14 protein-coding genes are annotated in these 15,355 nt (G+C 65.3%); 9 read left to right on the top strand and 5 right to left on the bottom strand.

The window, feature by feature from the left end; genetic code table 11:
* Positions 1 to 95: 95 nt before the first annotated feature.
* The 6 genes from mihF to ASG77_RS01415 all read left to right on the top strand — a co-directional run bounded on the left by mihF (position 96) and on the right by ASG77_RS01415 (position 6,083).
* A complete protein-coding gene (gene mihF / locus ASG77_RS01440) occupies positions 96 to 413 on the top strand; it encodes an integration host factor, actinobacterial type (protein WP_200950605.1) in 318 nt (105 codons plus the stop codon).
* A gap of 47 nt (positions 414 to 460) precedes the next feature.
* Positions 461 to 1,033 carry a guanylate kinase gene (gene gmk, locus ASG77_RS01435; protein WP_056340220.1) on the top strand — a complete coding sequence of 191 codons (573 nt, stop codon included), beginning with the start codon at positions 461 to 463 and terminating at the stop codon, positions 1,031 to 1,033.
* 39 nt (positions 1,034 to 1,072) lie between these two features.
* On the top strand, positions 1,073 to 1,333 hold the full coding sequence (rpoZ, locus tag ASG77_RS01430; RefSeq protein ID WP_056340218.1) for a DNA-directed RNA polymerase subunit omega: 261 nt from the start codon (positions 1,073 to 1,075) through the stop codon (positions 1,331 to 1,333).
* 29 nt (positions 1,334 to 1,362) lie between these two features.
* Entirely contained in the window at positions 1,363 to 2,613 is a 1,251-nt protein-coding gene (gene coaBC / locus ASG77_RS01425) for a bifunctional phosphopantothenoylcysteine decarboxylase/phosphopantothenate--cysteine ligase CoaBC (protein WP_056340214.1), read from the top strand.
* Between the two features lie 78 nt (positions 2,614 to 2,691).
* Positions 2,692 to 3,927 carry a methionine adenosyltransferase gene (gene metK / locus ASG77_RS01420; protein WP_056340211.1) on the top strand — a complete coding sequence of 412 codons (1,236 nt, stop codon included), beginning with the start codon at positions 2,692 to 2,694 and terminating at the stop codon, positions 3,925 to 3,927.
* A gap of 11 nt (positions 3,928 to 3,938) precedes the next feature.
* A complete protein-coding gene (locus ASG77_RS01415) occupies positions 3,939 to 6,083 on the top strand; it encodes a primosomal protein N' (RefSeq protein ID WP_056340207.1) in 2,145 nt (714 codons plus the stop codon).
* 22 nt (positions 6,084 to 6,105) lie between these two features.
* Here the strand turns inward: ASG77_RS01415 and ASG77_RS01410 are convergent, their stop codons facing one another.
* Genes ASG77_RS01410 through ASG77_RS01395 form a run of 4 tightly spaced genes read right to left on the bottom strand, consistent with a single transcriptional unit; the run spans position 6,106 to position 9,974 of the window.
* A complete protein-coding gene (locus ASG77_RS01410) occupies positions 6,106 to 7,182 on the bottom strand; it encodes a glycosyltransferase family 4 protein (protein ID WP_056340204.1) in 1,077 nt (358 codons plus the stop codon).
* Positions 7,179 to 8,108 carry an alpha/beta fold hydrolase gene (locus tag ASG77_RS01405; RefSeq protein WP_056340201.1) on the bottom strand — a complete coding sequence of 310 codons (930 nt, stop codon included), beginning with the start codon at positions 8,106 to 8,108 and terminating at the stop codon, positions 7,179 to 7,181. The genes ASG77_RS01410 and ASG77_RS01405 overlap by 4 nt, the downstream gene beginning before the upstream one ends.
* Positions 8,109 to 8,119: 11 nt before the next feature.
* Positions 8,120 to 8,989 carry an aldo/keto reductase gene (locus tag ASG77_RS01400; RefSeq protein WP_056340198.1) on the bottom strand — a complete coding sequence of 290 codons (870 nt, stop codon included), beginning with the start codon at positions 8,987 to 8,989 and terminating at the stop codon, positions 8,120 to 8,122.
* Positions 8,990 to 9,011: 22 nt separating this feature from the next.
* Complete coding sequence (locus ASG77_RS01395; protein ID WP_056340195.1) at positions 9,012 to 9,974, bottom strand: sugar-binding transcriptional regulator; 963 nt, start codon at positions 9,972 to 9,974, stop codon at positions 9,012 to 9,014.
* A 123-nt stretch (positions 9,975 to 10,097) separates the two neighbouring features.
* Here ASG77_RS01395 and ASG77_RS01390 point away from each other — a divergent pair, with 123 nt between their 5' ends.
* The 3 genes from ASG77_RS01390 (at position 10,098) to glpK (ending at position 14,330) form a co-directional block, all read left to right on the top strand.
* Complete coding sequence (locus ASG77_RS01390; RefSeq protein ID WP_056340192.1) at positions 10,098 to 11,924, top strand: glycerol-3-phosphate dehydrogenase/oxidase; 1,827 nt, start codon at positions 10,098 to 10,100, stop codon at positions 11,922 to 11,924.
* A gap of 94 nt (positions 11,925 to 12,018) precedes the next feature.
* Entirely contained in the window at positions 12,019 to 12,771 is a 753-nt protein-coding gene (locus tag ASG77_RS01385; RefSeq protein WP_056340190.1) for an MIP/aquaporin family protein, read from the top strand.
* A 44-nt stretch (positions 12,772 to 12,815) separates the two neighbouring features.
* Entirely contained in the window at positions 12,816 to 14,330 is a 1,515-nt protein-coding gene (gene glpK, locus ASG77_RS01380; RefSeq protein ID WP_056340187.1) for a glycerol kinase GlpK, read from the top strand.
* Between the two features lie 117 nt (positions 14,331 to 14,447).
* On the opposite strand, the gene ASG77_RS01375 is transcribed toward glpK, so the two are convergent.
* Entirely contained in the window at positions 14,448 to 15,350 is a 903-nt protein-coding gene (locus ASG77_RS01375; protein ID WP_056340184.1) for a hypothetical protein, read from the bottom strand.
* Between the last annotated feature and the right edge of the window lie 5 nt (positions 15,351 to 15,355).

The raw sequence follows: 15,355 nt of genomic DNA, 5'->3' as shown, positions 1-15,355 counted from the left end.
CATCCATTGATTCACCGCCCACCAAGGGGTAGGTTTCAGGACAAGTCCAATGGCGGTCGCCGTGGACTCAGCCGATGAATCCGGGGGTGTCCTCCATGAGCCTGCGACCCTTATCTCCTTCGGAACGCGCGGCCGCCCTGAACAAGGCGGCCGCCGCGCGGGCCACCAGGGCGGCCGCGAAAGAGCGCCTCAAAAACGGCAAGACGTCGGCAGCGGACCTTATCGGTGCCGCCGCCGGGGATGACGCCCTGGCCCGGATGCGGGTGGTGGAGCTGTTGGAGGCCCTGCCGGGCATCGGAAAAGTCAGGGCTGCAGCCATTATGGAGCAGCTGGGCATCGCGGCGTCCCGCCGCCTCCGCGGCCTGGGCATTCACCAGCGCCAGGCGCTGGTAGATTTTATAGACGAGAAATAGGGCGTTCCCAGAGGCGCCCGAACCCAAACTCCGCCGCAAAGGAATACGTGAGCAAGAAACCGGGACTGACAGTCCTCGCTGGTCCGACGGCTGTTGGCAAAGGCACCGTGTCCACCTACATCCGGGATAACTACCCCGAAGTCTGGCTTTCCGTATCGGCCACCACCCGCGCTCCGCGGCCCGGTGAGCAGGACGGCGTCCACTACTTCTTCAAGTCCAAGGAAGAGTTCGAGTCGCTCGTTGCAGCCGGCGAGTTCCTCGAGTGGGCCGTAGTCCACGGACAGAACACCTACGGCACGCTGAAGAGCACCGTAAACGAGGCCATCGCCGCCGGCCGGTCCGTCCTGCTGGAGATCGATCTGCAGGGTGCACGCCAGGTCAAGAAAGCCGTTCCGGACGCCCAGTTTGTGTTCCTGGCACCGCCCACGTGGGACGAAATGGTCCGCCGACTGGTGGGCCGCGGCACGGAAACCGAGCAGGAGCAGCAGCAGCGGCTGGAAACAGCTAAACTGGAACTTGCCGCTGAACCGGAGTTTAACCACACCGTCATCAATGATGACGTTCGCCGGGCAGCGGACGAGCTTGTTTCACTCATGGGGCTGACCCCGCACCCGCACTAGTAGCCCGTACCAGTCAGCCCGTTAGAATTTGGAGAATTCGTGTCCACGAACCTTGAAGGCATCATCAACCCGCCGATCGACTCACTGCTTAAGGCAGCTGATTCCAAGTACGGCCTGGTGATCTTCGGTGCCAAGCGTGCACGTCAGATCAACGCTTACTACGCCCAGCTGCACGAGGGCCTGTTCGAGTACGTCGGCCCCCTGGTCGACACCAAGCTGAACGAGAAGTCGCTGTCCATCGCCCTGCGCGAAATCAACGAAGGCAAGCTCGTTTCCACGCCGATCGAAGCCGCAGAGTAAGTTCAGACTGCCCTGTTGACGGAGGTCACGTGCGCATAGTCCTCGGAGTCGGGGGAGGGATTGCGGCCTACAAGGTCGCATCGCTCCTCCGGCTTTTTACTGAAGCCGGCCACAATGTCACGGTGATTCCCACTGAGGCAGCCACCCGCTTTGTGGGTGTCGCCACGTGGGAGGCACTGTCCGGGAACCCGGTCAGCAACAGCGTCTTCGACGACGTGCACCAGGTCAACCACGTCAGGCTTGGCCATGAGGCCGACCTCATTGTGGTGGCACCGGCGACCGCGGACCTGCTGGCGCGCGCGGCCACCGGACAGGCCAACGACCTCCTCACCAACACGCTGCTCATGGCCAGCGGCCCGGTACTCTTTGCCCCCGCCATGCACACGGAGATGTGGCAGCACGCCGCCACCCGCGCCAACGTTGAAACGCTGCGAAGCAGGGGCATCGCCGTCCTCGAACCGGCCAGCGGCCGGCTCACTGGCACCGACTCCGGTCCGGGCCGCCTGCCTGAGCCCGAAGCCATCTTCGACGCCGCCATGGCACTCGCCCAGGGCCAGTCCGATTACCAGCTTCCGCTGGCCGGGCGGACCGTCACAGTCAGTGCAGGCGGAACTCGGGAACCGCTGGACCCCGTCCGCTTCCTGGGCAACCGGTCCTCCGGTAAGCAGGGCGTGGCGCTGGCCGTCGCCGCCCGCAACGCGGGTGCCACGGTCCGGCTGGTCGCCGCCCATATGGAGGTCCCGGCGCCGGCCGGGGTCGACGTGGTGACCGTTGAGACCGCCCTGGAGTTGCGCCAGGCCATGCTGGCAGCCGCGGCGGATTCCGACGTCGTGATCATGGCTGCGGCCGTGGCGGACTTCCGCCCCGCGGAGATCTCCGGCACCAAGATCAAAAAACGTGATGACACCGCGGACCCCGTCATTTCCCTGGTCCGGAACCCGGACATCCTCCAGGAACTGGTCGAGGTCCGGGACCACGCTCCCGAAAACCAGGCCAGCCGCCGCAGCCAGCTGATTGTGGGCTTCGCAGCAGAGACCGGTGACGGCCAGGGCGACGTCCTGACCTACGCGGAGGCAAAGCTCAAGCGCAAGGGCTGCGATCTCCTGGTGGTCAATCATGTGGGATCGGACAAGGTTTTTGGCCAGGACAGCAACTCGGTAGTCATCCTTGCCCGCTCCGGCGCCGAACCACAACTGGCCGCCGGAACCAAAACAGAGGTTTCGGCCGCCGTCATCACGCGGGTCGGCTATGAGCTGAACCACGTTTCGCCACGCGCCTGACCGAAAGCCACGCACCGTTTCCTTAGCACGGGGACACACGCCGCCGGACGTCCGATTCCCAACCAGTAAGGTAGTTGAGTGACTTTACCGCTGCACATTCCCCACACCCACGGGGCCACGCCCTCCGCCCTCCGACTCTTCACGTCCGAGTCGGTCACTGAAGGCCACCCGGACAAAATCTGCGACCAGATCAGTGACGCCATCCTGGATGCACTGCTCGCCGCGGACCCCGAGTCCCGCGTTGCCGTGGAGACCATGGCCACCACCGGCCTGGTCCACGTTGCCGGTGAAGTCACTACCGACGCCTACGTCGAAATCCCGCAGATCGTCCGCGAAACCATCCTCGGCATCGGCTACGACTCCTCGGCCAACGGCTTTGACGGTGCCCGCTGCGGTGTGTCCGTCTCCATCGGACAGCAGTCCAACGACATCGCCGGGGGTGTCTTCAACTCCCTCGAAGCCCGCGAAGGCCGCCAGGAGGACGACTACGACCTCCAGGGCGCCGGCGACCAGGGCCTGATGTTCGGGTACGCGAGCGACGAAACCCCGTCCTACATGCCGGTGCCGATCTGGATCGCGCACCGCCTGTCCGAACGCCTCACCGAGGTACGCAAGTCCGGAGAACTGTCCTACCTCCGCCCCGACGGCAAGACCCAGGTCACCATCGGCTACGACAAGGACGTCCCGGTTTCCGTCGAAACCGTCGTCATCTCCAGCCAGCACGCCGCAGGCACCAGCCTGGACCGGCTGCGCGCGGACCTCGCCGCCTTTGTCATTCGGCCCGTCTTGGCTGCAGCCAACCTGGACATTTCCCGGGCTGCCAACATCTTGAACCCGGCCGGTGAGTTTGTCATCGGCGGGCCCGTCGGTGACGCCGGCCTGACCGGACGCAAGATCATTGTGGACACCTACGGCGGCATGGCCCGGCACGGCGGCGGCGCCTTCTCGGGCAAGGACCCCTCCAAGGTGGACCGTTCCGCTGCCTACGCCATGCGCTGGGTTGCCAAGAACGTCGTGGCGGCCGGACTGGCAAAGCGCGCCGAGATCCAGATTGCCTACGCCATCGGCCAGGCCCGTCCCGTGGGCACGTACGTCGAGACCTTCGGCACCGAGACGGTGGACCCGGCCAGGATCAGCGCCGCCATCGCAGAGATCTTCGACCTCCGCCCGCGTGCCATCATCGATGCCCTGGACCTCAAGCGTCCCATCTACGCGAAGACCGCCGCGCACGGACACTTCGGCCGTGACGATCCCGACTTCACCTGGGAGCGCCTGGACCGCGTGGAGGACCTGAAGGCCTTCTTCAACGCGTAGGCCAGTCCGCCATGGCCTCTGATGAGTCTGTCCCTCCCGGCGCCGTCCAGTTGTCGCTGCTGCAGGGCTTCCCGGCGAAGGCCAGGCCGTCCGGGCCCCCGCTGGCCGCGAACCTTCCGGTGGCCAGGGTCCTCGTGGAGACGCCGCTGCCGCATCTGGACCGGCCTTTCGACTACAGCGTGCCGGCCGAACTGGACACGGCCGCACAGGCCGGCGTCCGGGTCAAGGTCAGTTTCAACGGCCAGGACCTGTCCGGGTTCATCATTGAACGGACTGAAGAATCCGACGCCGGCCACACCCTGGTACCGCTGCAGAAAGTGGTCTCTCCGGTCGTCGTTCTGACGCCGGCTGTCCGGGATCTGGTGTCCGCCGTCGCGGCCCGGTATGCGGGCACGGTCAGTGACGTCCTTCGCGTCGCGGTGCCTCCGCGGATGGCGAGGCTCGAGAAGGACTTCCTCTCGTTGCCGGGAGCAGAGCCTGCGTCACCGGATCCGCACGCCGACGCCGGGGCCTTGACCGGCCCGGACGTCCCCGCCGGGACTGGAGCAGACTGGACCGGGTACCGCAACGGCCCGGCATTTGTCCGCCACCTGAGGGGCGGCGGATCTCCACGGGCGGTCTTCAACCCGCTCCAGGGATTCGGCCCGGCAGCTTGGCCGCACCTGATGGCAACGGCCGTGGCAGCAGTCCGTGCCTCCGGCCGCGGCGCCGTGGTGGTGGTGCCGGACTACCGGGACCTGGACCAGTTGGAAAAGGCGCTCCTGGCGGTGCTGCCCGCCGACGATATCGCCCGCCTGACATCCGACGACGGCCCCACTCCCCGCTACCGGAACTTCCTGCGCCTCCTTGCCGGGTCCGCGCGCGTAGCCATCGGCACGCGCTCGGCAGCGTTTGCCCCGGTCCGGGATCTGGGCCTTGTTGCCTGCTGGGACGACGGCGATGACCTCCACATCGAACAGCGTGCCCCGTATGCCCATGCCCGCGACGTGCTGCTGCTGCGCGCGGACCAGGAAGGGACAGCTTGCCTCATGGCCGGTCATTCCAGGAGCACGGAACTCCAGCGGCTGGTGGAGGCCGGCTGGGCCATGCCCGTTGAGGCCGATCGGGCGTTCGCACGACGGACCGTGCCCCGGGTACTGAACACGGCGGACAGCTTCGAACAGGAACGCGACCCCCTGGCCCTGGTTGCGCGGCTTCCCGGTGCCGCGTGGCGGGCTGCCAAGGACGGGCTGGAACGTGGGCCCGTCCTGGTGCAGGTGGCCCGCGCCGGCTATGCGCCGTCGCTCGTCTGTGAGACGTGCCGCGAACCCGCCCGCTGCCAGGCCTGCCAAGGTCCCCTTGCCCTGGCCGGAGCCACCGGCAGCTCTGCGGTCCCGCAGTGCCGCTGGTGTTCCACGCCGGCGCCGGAGTGGCAGTGTGCCCATTGCGCGGGGCACAAGCTCCGTAAGGGCGCCACCGGCGTCCTGCGCACAGCCGAAGAGCTGGGCAGGGCATTTCCCGGAAAAACCGTCATTACGTCCTCGGGCGGCAACATCAAGGCCGGCGTTGGCAGCGCCAAGACCTTGGTGGTGGCCACCGTCGGGGCCGAGCCCGTGGCGGAAGGTGGTTATGCTGCGGCGCTGCTCCTCGACGGTGACTCCCTGCTCCGCCGGGAGAACCTCCGCGCCGGGGAAGACACGGTGCGCCGCTGGTTCAACGCCGCGGCTTTGGTGCGCCCGGCGTCCGACGGCGGACTGGTGGTCATCACCGCGACGGAAAGTGTTGCTGTTGGCGCGTTGCTGCGGTGGGACCCGGCCGGGTACGCCAGGCGCGAGCTGGAACTCCGGATGGAACTCCAGCTGCCGCCGGCGGTGAGGATTGCCTCGGTCACCGGCCCCCGGGCCGCCGTCGTACATTTTTCCGGGACCGTTGAGAAGGAGCTGGCCGCCGCCGGCGTGACGCTGCGGACCGCAGGACCGGCGCCGCTGGTCCTCACCGGTCCAGCGGCCGCCGGGGGAGCCCAGGGGGCCGGGGAGGATGCGCGGGCCCTGCTGTTCTTCGCGTACGGGCAGGCGGCCACGGTCGCCCGGGTGTTACGTGCAACAAAGGCTGCGGCCGCCGCCAAGAGGACCACGGAACCGGTCCAGGTCAGGCTGGACGGCGTGGACGTCCTCTAACGGCTTCCTTTGGAGGCATCAGTCAGCGGCTGCGCCGCGCCATGATGTCGTGGGCCACGTCCACCAGCTGCTGCGCGGATTCGTCCCAGCTGAACTCCTGCGCACGTGCCACGGAACGGCGGGACACCTGTTGCCAGTGGGCGTCGTCCCGCAGTTTCTGCACGGCAGCGGCGAACTCTGCCGGGGATGCGGGATCAACGTAGGTTGCCGCGTCGCCGCCCACCTCGCGGAATATCGGGATGTCGCTGGCGATGACCGGCGTGCCGAGGGCCATGGCCTCCACCAGCGGAAGACCGTAGCCTTCGGCGCGGGAGAGGCTCACCAGTGCGGTGGCCCGCATGAGCAGGACGGCATATTCGTCATCGGTGACACCGTTGTGGAAGACCACGGTGGCACCCTGCGGCACCATGATCTCCAGCTCGGCCCGGCGCTCGGCGGTGATCCTGCTCAGCAGGTGCAGGGTGAAATCTGGCAGCTCGGACATGCCGGCCACCATTGTTTCAACGTTCTTGTAGGGCATAAACGAGCCCATGTACACCAGCGAATGGTCCGCTCCGGCGGCAGGGTCGCGCGGTTCCTGGGCGGGCTGCGGGGCGTTGCTGATGATCCGCACGGGCCTTTTGGTGAGCCGGTACTTGGCCATCAGCGCTTCCGTGGTCCGGCTGATGGTGGCCACGGTGTCCGCCCGGTTGAGGAGGACGCGCTGCGGCCAGAACGCCTTGTGGTAGAGCCGCCAGAGCACGCGGACGGGTGCCGGCAGGAATCCCGGGGGCGCAGGGTGCTCGTAGTAAATGAGGTCGTGCAGGGTCAGGACCAGGCCGTACTTGCGCCGCCAGCTGCCCATGGTCTGCATGGGGCACACCACAACGTCTGCCCCCAGCGGGTTGATCCTGCGGGCCACGAACAGCTCCAGCGGGGACAGCGGACTGTTTATCAACGTGTACGGAACATCCGGGAGCAGCGCCAGTTGGCGCGTGTCGCTGATAAGCATGGAAACGTCGGCCACCTTTGCCGTGGCGGCGATGAGGCTGGCTCCGTAACGGCTGATGCCGTCGTGATGATCGGTCCGGGTGAATCGTGCATCGATAACAATCTTCACGCGGCGTGGTCCTTAAGGAAGCTGCGGATGAAGCCGGCGGCGGGGCCGGGCGTTTCGTAGTGGATCAGGTGGCCGACGCCGGGAATGACTTTGAGGACGCCGTCGGGGAGGAGCGCGGCGAGACGTTGCTGGTCCGGGAGGGTGGCAATCTCGTCGTTTTCGCCGGCGACCAGGAGCACCGGCAGGTTCAGCTTCCCGGCAACCTCGGCCACATGGCCGCTGACCGACGCCGTGAACGATTCGAGGAGGCTTTCCCGGTCCGCGAACGCGCTGAAGTAGGCATGGTGCTGGCCGTGGACGAAGCGGCGCAGCTCTTTGTCGGACGTCTTGGCCATGGCCTCGCTCATGACCCTGACAATCAGCGGACTGCGCAGCAGTGCCAGTCCCAGCGGGCGGGGGAGCCGGGCCGCCAGCCGGTAGTAGAGGACGGCCAGCTTGGTCATGATGCCCTTGGGGCCTTCCAGGGCAGGCGCGGCGATGGGGTTGATCAGGATCAGCGGTGTGACGGTACCCGGGTGGGTGGCGACAAAATGGGCGGCGACGATCGAGCCGAAGGAGTGCCCCAGCAGCACGGTGTCCGGGCCGAGGCCGAGCGCCGCCATAAAGTCGGTGACAAAGGTGCCGTACTGCTCCACCGAATGTCTCCCGGACACAAACGCGGCGGAGTTGCCGAACCCCGGCAGGTCCGGCATGATGATGCGCATTTCCGGCAACAGGTCTGCAACCCGGAGCAGGCCGTGGTGATCGCCGCGGAAACCATGGATGACCAGAATGGTGCGGGTGTCCGGTGTGGCCTGGATCGGTTCGTAAGTCCAGTACGCCACGGTGCTGCCGTTAATCACGATGTCGGCGGCCCGGGTGCGGGCGGCCAGCCCGGCGCTGAAGAAGGAGGGCGCAGGGGATGGCTGTTGATCGGCGGTTTTCATGACCCTCGGTCCTAGTTGACGTTGTCGGGGTGGGACCCGGTGCGCTGACCGCGGTCAAGCTCGGCAAGGGCTGCCATGTCGCGGTCTGAAAGTTCAAAGCCGAAGACGTCCAGGTTTTCCCGGATCCGGGATTCGGAGCTTGCCTTCGGAATGGCGATGTTCCCCAGCTGGATGTGCCACCGAAGAATGACCTGGGCTGCTGTCCTGCCGTGTTCGGCGGCCAGGGCGAGGACCACCGGATCCGACAGAACGTGTCCGCGTCCCAGGGGACTCCAGGCTTCCGTCCGGATGCCCAGGGCGTGGTGCTTGTCCCTGAGCTCCGCCTGCTGGAGCCAGGGGTGCAGTTCAATCTGGTTCACGGCGGGCACCACTTCGGCGCTATCGAGCAGGCGGTCAAGATGCGCGGGTTGGAAGTTGCAGACACCGATGGCCCGGACTTTGCCTTCGCGATACAGCGTTTCGAGGGCGCGGTAGGTGTCGGTGAACAGCTCCCGCTTGGCGCAGGGCCAGTGGATCAGGTACATATCCACATAGTCCAGGCCGAGGTTGACCATGGAGGTATCGAAGGCACGGAGGGTTGAGTCGTAGCCCTGGTCATCGTTCCAGACCTTCGTGGTGATGAAGACGTCCTCGCGCCGCAGGCCGGGCGAGGATTCCCCGGAGCCGCCGCTTCTGCCTTCGGAATCCATGGCGGGGCCGAGCCCCCGCGCCACGCCGGTTTCGTTTCCGTACATCGCTGCCGTGTCAAAGTGGCGGTATCCGGTGCCGAGGGCTGTGGCCACCAGGCCGGATGCTTCCGCTGCCGGAACTTTGTACAGCCCGAATCCCAACTGGTCGATCAGCACGCCGTTGTTGAGGCTGAGCCGGGGTGAGGTTTTCATAGCATTGACTTTACCCATTGGGTCAGGCGACACCGCCAAAGCCCACCAGGCGGCGCGCGGTGGCTTCATCCACGATCAGGTCGGTGGCAAGGCCAGCGGAGAGGGCGCCCCGCAGGCCGTTGATCTTGGATGCCCCGGAAATCACGCAGATCCGCCGCCGGACCTGACGCAGCTGGGCGAGCGCCGGACCCGTGGAGCGTTCGTTCAGGACGATGCCGTCAGAGGATCCGTCACGCCGGAAAAAGACCGTGGCAACGTCACCCACCACATCTGAATGGGCCAGCATCTGCAGATCGCTCTCGTCCAGGTATCCACCCGCGTAGACGTGGCTCGGGTAATCGGCATGCACGGATCCAACGCCGAAGATCGCGATGCTCATCCGGGCCTGCAGGTCCAGGATGCGCTGCACGCTGCGCTCATTCCACATGGCGGTTTTGGTGGCCGCATGGTCAAAAAACGCGGGAACAGGGAACTGCTCCACGCGTGCGCCGTAGGCACTTCCGAAGCGGCGCATGATGTCACTCGCGTACGTGATACCGGTGGTGTGCATATTGCCGGCGCCGTTTAACTGGACCACCACGGTGTCGTGCGTGATCTTGCGGGTGAGGTGCCTGCTGACGGCACTGAGCGTTGATCCCCATGCGACGCCAATGATCGCATTGGAGTCCACGAGTGGGCCGATGGTGCGTGCTGCCTGAATGGCCACACGGTCCAGGGTTTCCGCCTCGTTCAACGACTCCAGCACCGGAACAACATGCACGTCCACGTTGTACTCGCGCCGGATCATGCTTTCGAGTTCGGGGCCGGTATCCATGGGGTTGCGGATCTGGATCTGGACCAGGCCCGTGTCCCTGGCGGCCGAGAGAAGCCTGGAAACAGTGGACCGGGAAGTCCGCAATTCCCGGGCGATTGCGTCCATGGTCAGGTCCTGGAGGTAATACATCTGTGCAGCCCGCAGCGCATCTGAGTGCCGGGAAGGCGTCATTCTGACTCCATTCTGCACGTTTGTGCATAGTGCTTGACTCCATTTTCCATTACTCCAAACAATAGTTGAAGAACGACGGTGCGTCCGGCGGATGCCGGCACGCCAATAACCCAGGGAGCAGTGTTGGGACTCAAAGATTCATTCGGCCACAGCGGAGCCACGCCCGCCCACAGCCCCGTGCCGCGGGCATCGGTGCAGGGACTTCGGAACCGTCCGCATGCCAAGGTACTGATCGTCGGCGGAGGCATCAACGGCGTGGGAACTTTCCGTGACCTCGCCCTGCAGGGAGTGGACGTTGCCCTGGTGGAGCGTGGCGATTACTGCCAGGGTGCCAGCGGCGCGTCCTCCCATATGATTCACGGCGGCATCCGTTACCTGGAAAACGGGGAATTCCGCCTCGTCCGCGAATCCGTGGTGGAACGCAACCGCCTCCTGCGGATCGCACCGCACTATGTGAAGCCCCTCCAGACCACCATCCCGATCTTCAGCACATTTTCCGGCGTCCTGTCCGCACCCTTGCGGTTCCTCACGCACAAACAGCAGGGCAAGCCCAAGGAGCGCGGCGCCTTCCTGATCAAACTGGGGCTGAGCATGTACGACTCGTTCTCCCGGGATGGCGGCTCCGTGCCGCGCCACCAGTTCCGCGGACGCAAGCGTGCCCTCGCCGAGCTGCCGCAGCTGCACCCCGGCATCAAATACGCAGCCACCTACTTCGACGCGTCGGTCCACAACCCCGAGCGCCTTACGCTCGATGTGCTCCAGGACGGTGAGAAAGCCGGGCAAGTCAGCGGCGGGCCGGAAAGCTCAACAGCACGGGCGAGCAACTACCTTGCACTCCATTCGCTCGGCGGGGTTGCCACGCAGTCCGGCACAACAGAGTCTGGCACCACGGTCCAGCTCCGCGACGAACTGACCGGCGAGCTGTTTGATTTCACCGCGGACGTCATTGTTAACACCACCGGCGCCTGGGTGGACCTGACCAACGAAGCCATGGGGGCGGCGTCGGCCTTTATGGGCGGCACGAAGGGATCGCACATAGTTCTGGACCACCCGGGCCTGCTCGAGGCCTGCAAAGGCCGGGAGATCTTCTTTGAGCACACGGACGGCCGGATCGTCCTCATCTATCCCATGGGCGACCGGGTCCTGGTGGGAACCACTGATGTCCTTGCCGACATGACGAAGGACGCTGTGTGCACGGAGGAGGAGATCGAGTACTTCTTTGACCTGATCGGCCACGTCTTCCCGGACATCACCGTGCAGCGTGACCAGATCGTCTACACGTTCTCGGGTGTCCGCCCGCTGCCACGCCACGACGCCACGCAACCGGGGTTTGTGTCGCGTGACTACCGGATTGAACGGCGCACGCCGGCTGCCGGGGCACCCGGCGCAGGAACCGCCGTCGTACTCAGCCTGGTGGGCGGCAAATGGACCACTTTCCGGGCTCTGGCCGAGCACATGGCAAATGATGTACTCGCCGAGCTGGGGATGGAACGGAAGGTCTCGACGGCGAAACTCGCCATCGGAGGCGGCGCCGGCTTCCCCGAGGATGACGCCGGAATCCAGAAATGGATCAAGGCGCATATGGGTGCCGGCCGGGATGCAGACCGCTCCGCCGTCCTGCTGACCCGCTACGGTACGAGGGCTGACGACGTGATCCGCTATCTTGATGCCGGCCCGGACAGGCTGCTCCGTTCCACCCGTGAACTCAGCGTCCGTGAGCTGGAGTTCATGGCCCGGAATGAGCAGATCGGACACCTCATCGATGTCCTGGTCCGGCGCACGTCGCTTGCCTTCCGGGGGCTGGTGACCGGTGAACTCCTCGTCGAGATGGCCGATGTGCTTTCCGCACCGCTCGGCTGGGACGCGGCAGCGAAGGCTGGCGAGATCCAACGTGCACGGGAGGTGCTGGAGCGCTTCCACGGCGTGCAGATCCACAGCCTGGTGGCCTAGGCAGGCCAGGCTGCATCCGGGGCGTCAAAGCGCTCCGGTTCAACGGTCCTTCAACCCGCGAAGGACCGCACAATAGAAAATAGAGGAGTCAATGATGTCTCTTGGAATTGTTTTTCTTTCCGAAGTCTTCGGAACGGCGATGCTCACCCTGCTGGGTTGCGGCGTCGTGGCCAACGTTGCCCTGAAGGGCACAAAAGGCAACAGCGGCGGGTTCCTGATGGTGACCTGGGGGTGGGGGATCGCCGTCTTCGCGGGTGTTTTTGTTGCCGCCAAATCCGGCGCCCACCTCAATCCCGCCGTCACGCTGGGCCTACTCGCCAAGCAGAGCAAGGAGTATGCCCCCGGCGTCCCGGTAGATGTGGCCTCAACTTTCACCTACTTTGGCGGTGAAATGCTCGGCGCATTCCTGGGTGCTGTCCTTTGCTGGGTCGCATACAAGCAGCACTTCGATGCCGAACCCGTGGAAGCCAACAAGCTGGCGACCTTTTCCACCGGTCCGGCCATCCGCTCCACCCCCTGGAACCTGCTCACGGAGATCATCGGCACGTTTGTCCTGGTCTTCGTCATCCTGACGTTCGGCGGGACGCCCTCGGGCCTGGGGCCGCTGGCGGTGGCACTGCTCGTGGTGGGCATCGGCGTATCCCTGGGTGGACCCACGGGTTATGCCATCAATCCGGCCCGTGACCTCGGGCCCCGCATCGCCCACGCAATCCTGCCCATCAAGGGCAAGGGCTCCAGTGACTGGGCCTACTCCTGGATCCCCGTCGTAGGGCCGCTGGTCGGCGGTAGCCTTGCCGGCCTGGTGGCGTTCTGGGTTCCCGCGATCATGCCTGCCGTCGCCGGCTAGTAACCATTTCAAACTCACACAAAAATACAGACAAGGACGTCACCATGAACCAATACGTCATCGCCATTGACCAGGGCACCACCAGCTCCCGCGCCATCATCTTTGACCACAGCGGCGCTATCGTGTCCTCGGGCCAAATGGAGCACGAGCAGATCTTCCCGCAGGCGGGCTGGGTGGAGCACAACCCGGCCGAGATCTGGAACAACACCCGCGAGGTGATCGCTTCCGCCCTCTCCAAGGCGAATCTGACCCGGCACGATATCGCCGCCGTCGGGATTACCAATCAGCGCGAGACCGCCGTCGTCTGGGACAAAACCACCGGCGAGGCCGTCTATAACGCAATTGTCTGGCAGGATACCCGCACGCAGGACATCGTGGACGAGCTGTCCAAGGACGGCGGCCCGGAGCGGTTCAAGCAGAAGGTGGGCCTGCCGCTGGCCACGTATTTCTCAGGGACAAAGATTAAGTGGATCCTGGACAACGTCGACGGCGCGCGGGCCAAAGCGGAAGCCGGTGACCTGATCTTCGGCAACACCGACGCCTGGGTCCTCTGGAACCTGACCGGCGGCGTGGACGGCGGTGTGCACGTCACCGACGTCACCAACGCCTCCCGCACGCTTTTCATGGACCTCGACACGCTGACCTGGGACGAGGAAATCCTGGGCATCTTCGGCGTGCCGCTGAGCATGATGCCGGCCATCAAGTCCTCCTCTGAGGTCTACGGCACCGTGCACACCTCTCAGCTGCTGCGCGAAGTTCCCGTGTCAGGCATCCTGGGTGACCAGCAGGCCGCCACGTTCGGGCAGGCGGCGTTCGAGGCCGGTGAAGCCAAAAACACGTACGGCACCGGCTGCTTCCTGATCTTCAATACCGGCGAGGAGATTGTTCATTCGAAGAACGGCCTGCTCACCACGGTCGGGTACAAGCTCGGCGATGCCCCAACGCACTATGCGCTGGAAGGCTCCATCGCGGTCACCGGTTCCCTGATTCAGTGGCTCCGGGACAATTTGGGCATGATCAGCAGCGCGCCGGAGGTGGAAACGCTGGCGGCGGCCGTGGAGGACAACGGCGGCGTCTATATTGTGCCGGCCTTCTCGGGGCTCTTCGCGCCGTACTGGCGTTCGGATGCCCGCGGCGCCATCGTGGGCCTGACCCGGTTCGTCAACAAGAACCACATCGCCCGGGCGGCGCTGGAGGCCACAGCCTTCCAGACCCGCGAGGTGCTGGACGCGGTCAACGCGGATTCCGGCGTTCCGCTCACTGAACTGAAGGTCGACGGCGGCATGGTTGCCAACGACGCGCTGATGCAGTTCCAGGCGGACATCCTGGGCGTTCCGGTGATCCGGCCGAAGGTAGTGGAAACCACCGCACTGGGCGCCGCCTACGCAGCCGGCCTCGCCGTCGGCTTCTGGAAGGACCTCGGCGAACTCTCGTCCAACTGGTCCGAGGACAAGAGGTGGGAACCGAAACTTGACCAGGCCGAGCAGGACCGGCAGCTGCGCCTGTGGAGGAAGGCCGTGACGAAGTCCATGGATTGGGTCGACGAGGACGTGCGCTAAGCACTCCGAACCGGTCTCCGGACTGCAACGAAGAGGGAGGGTGGCCCGAGGAGTGCCGCCCTCCCTCGTCTTGTGCGGGTCGGGACCCCCGGTCACCAACCCTCGCCAGCACGGTGGTCAGGGTCCGTCGAGTTCAGCCGGCGGTGTCTTCGCATAGACGCTTCTGCTGACCGAGTATGCCCGCCCATCCAGTTCCAGCGCTTGGGTGTTGACGGCCGCGAACTGCGCGGCGCCCAGCTTCTTCACTTTCACCAGGTCCATGAATTCCTGGTCGGGACCGCCGACGGCGGTGACTTTCACCAGCCCTGTTCCGGCTGAGTAGAACTTCCGCTGGTGGCCTGCCTCAGGCGGTTCCAGCGGGTTGTATTCATCGATCACCAGTACATCGTCGTAGCAGCCAGTCGGGACGCAGACGTGCTGGTTCTTCTTGAACACTGTCCCGCAGTCAAGGAAGTCAACCTTGGGTGCATAGGCCTGGACATAGTCCGGCGTGCCGGTCCGGGGCCTGGCCTGAATGGCGATGCCGGCCTGGGCCCTGGCAAGCCCGCTGATGAAAGTGCTGGGCGCACCAACGAACTCGCCGTTTTCGTATTCCTCCGGATATTCGCCGAAGAGCCAGACCGTTCCCTTTCCAGTCTGCGCAAAGAAGGCCAGTTCGGATTCCACCAGTTCGCCGTCCGAGTAGTCGCGGTCCCACAGGACACGGGTCTTGACGCCGTCAATTACCTTGGTCAGCCCGGTGACTGTATGCACGACGGTGCGTTTGCTGGTCCCTTCGGCAGAGGTCACGGTCCCCGTCGTCGTGTACTGCATGCCGGGCTTGAGCGGGAACCATGTGTTATCGATCCGCGGGGAAGCCTGGAAATCCGAACGGTCAAAGTTGATCGCGGAGCCGGGCCCGCAGAGTTCCGGGGCCGGCGGCGCGGCACCCGCTGTGGGTGCCGACACCACCGTCAGCGATCCGAAGGCCAGCAGTAATGCGGACCCGTATGCCGTAAAACGATGGGCTCGAAAAGCCATCTCAC

This window comes from Arthrobacter sp. Soil762 (genome assembly GCF_001428335.1).
Lineage (GTDB): Bacteria > Actinomycetota > Actinomycetes > Actinomycetales > Micrococcaceae > Arthrobacter.
Note: the sequence above shows the minus strand (reverse complement) of the source record. Positions and strands in the feature narration are given on the sequence as shown.

What these genes read in the sequence shown, in the direction of transcription:
- ASG77_RS01400 (WP_056340198.1), bottom strand. Translation starts at nt 8,989, where the DNA reads ATGAAAACCTCACCCCGGCTCAGCCTCAACAACGGCGTGCTGATCGAC.
- ASG77_RS01385 (WP_056340190.1), top strand. Translation starts at nt 12,019, where the DNA reads ATGTCTCTTGGAATTGTTTTTCTTTCCGAAGTCTTCGGAACGGCGATG.
- ASG77_RS01405 (WP_056340201.1), bottom strand. Translation starts at nt 8,108, where the DNA reads ATGAAAACCGCCGATCAACAGCCATCCCCTGCGCCCTCCTTCTTCAGC.
- ASG77_RS01375 (WP_056340184.1), bottom strand. Translation starts at nt 15,350, where the DNA reads ATGGCTTTTCGAGCCCATCGTTTTACGGCATACGGGTCCGCATTACTG.
- glpK (WP_056340187.1), top strand. Translation starts at nt 12,816, where the DNA reads ATGAACCAATACGTCATCGCCATTGACCAGGGCACCACCAGCTCCCGC.
- mihF (WP_200950605.1), top strand. Translation starts at nt 96, where the DNA reads ATGAGCCTGCGACCCTTATCTCCTTCGGAACGCGCGGCCGCCCTGAAC.
- ASG77_RS01395 (WP_056340195.1), bottom strand. Translation starts at nt 9,974, where the DNA reads ATGACGCCTTCCCGGCACTCAGATGCGCTGCGGGCTGCACAGATGTAT.
- ASG77_RS01415 (WP_056340207.1), top strand. Translation starts at nt 3,939, where the DNA reads ATGGCCTCTGATGAGTCTGTCCCTCCCGGCGCCGTCCAGTTGTCGCTG.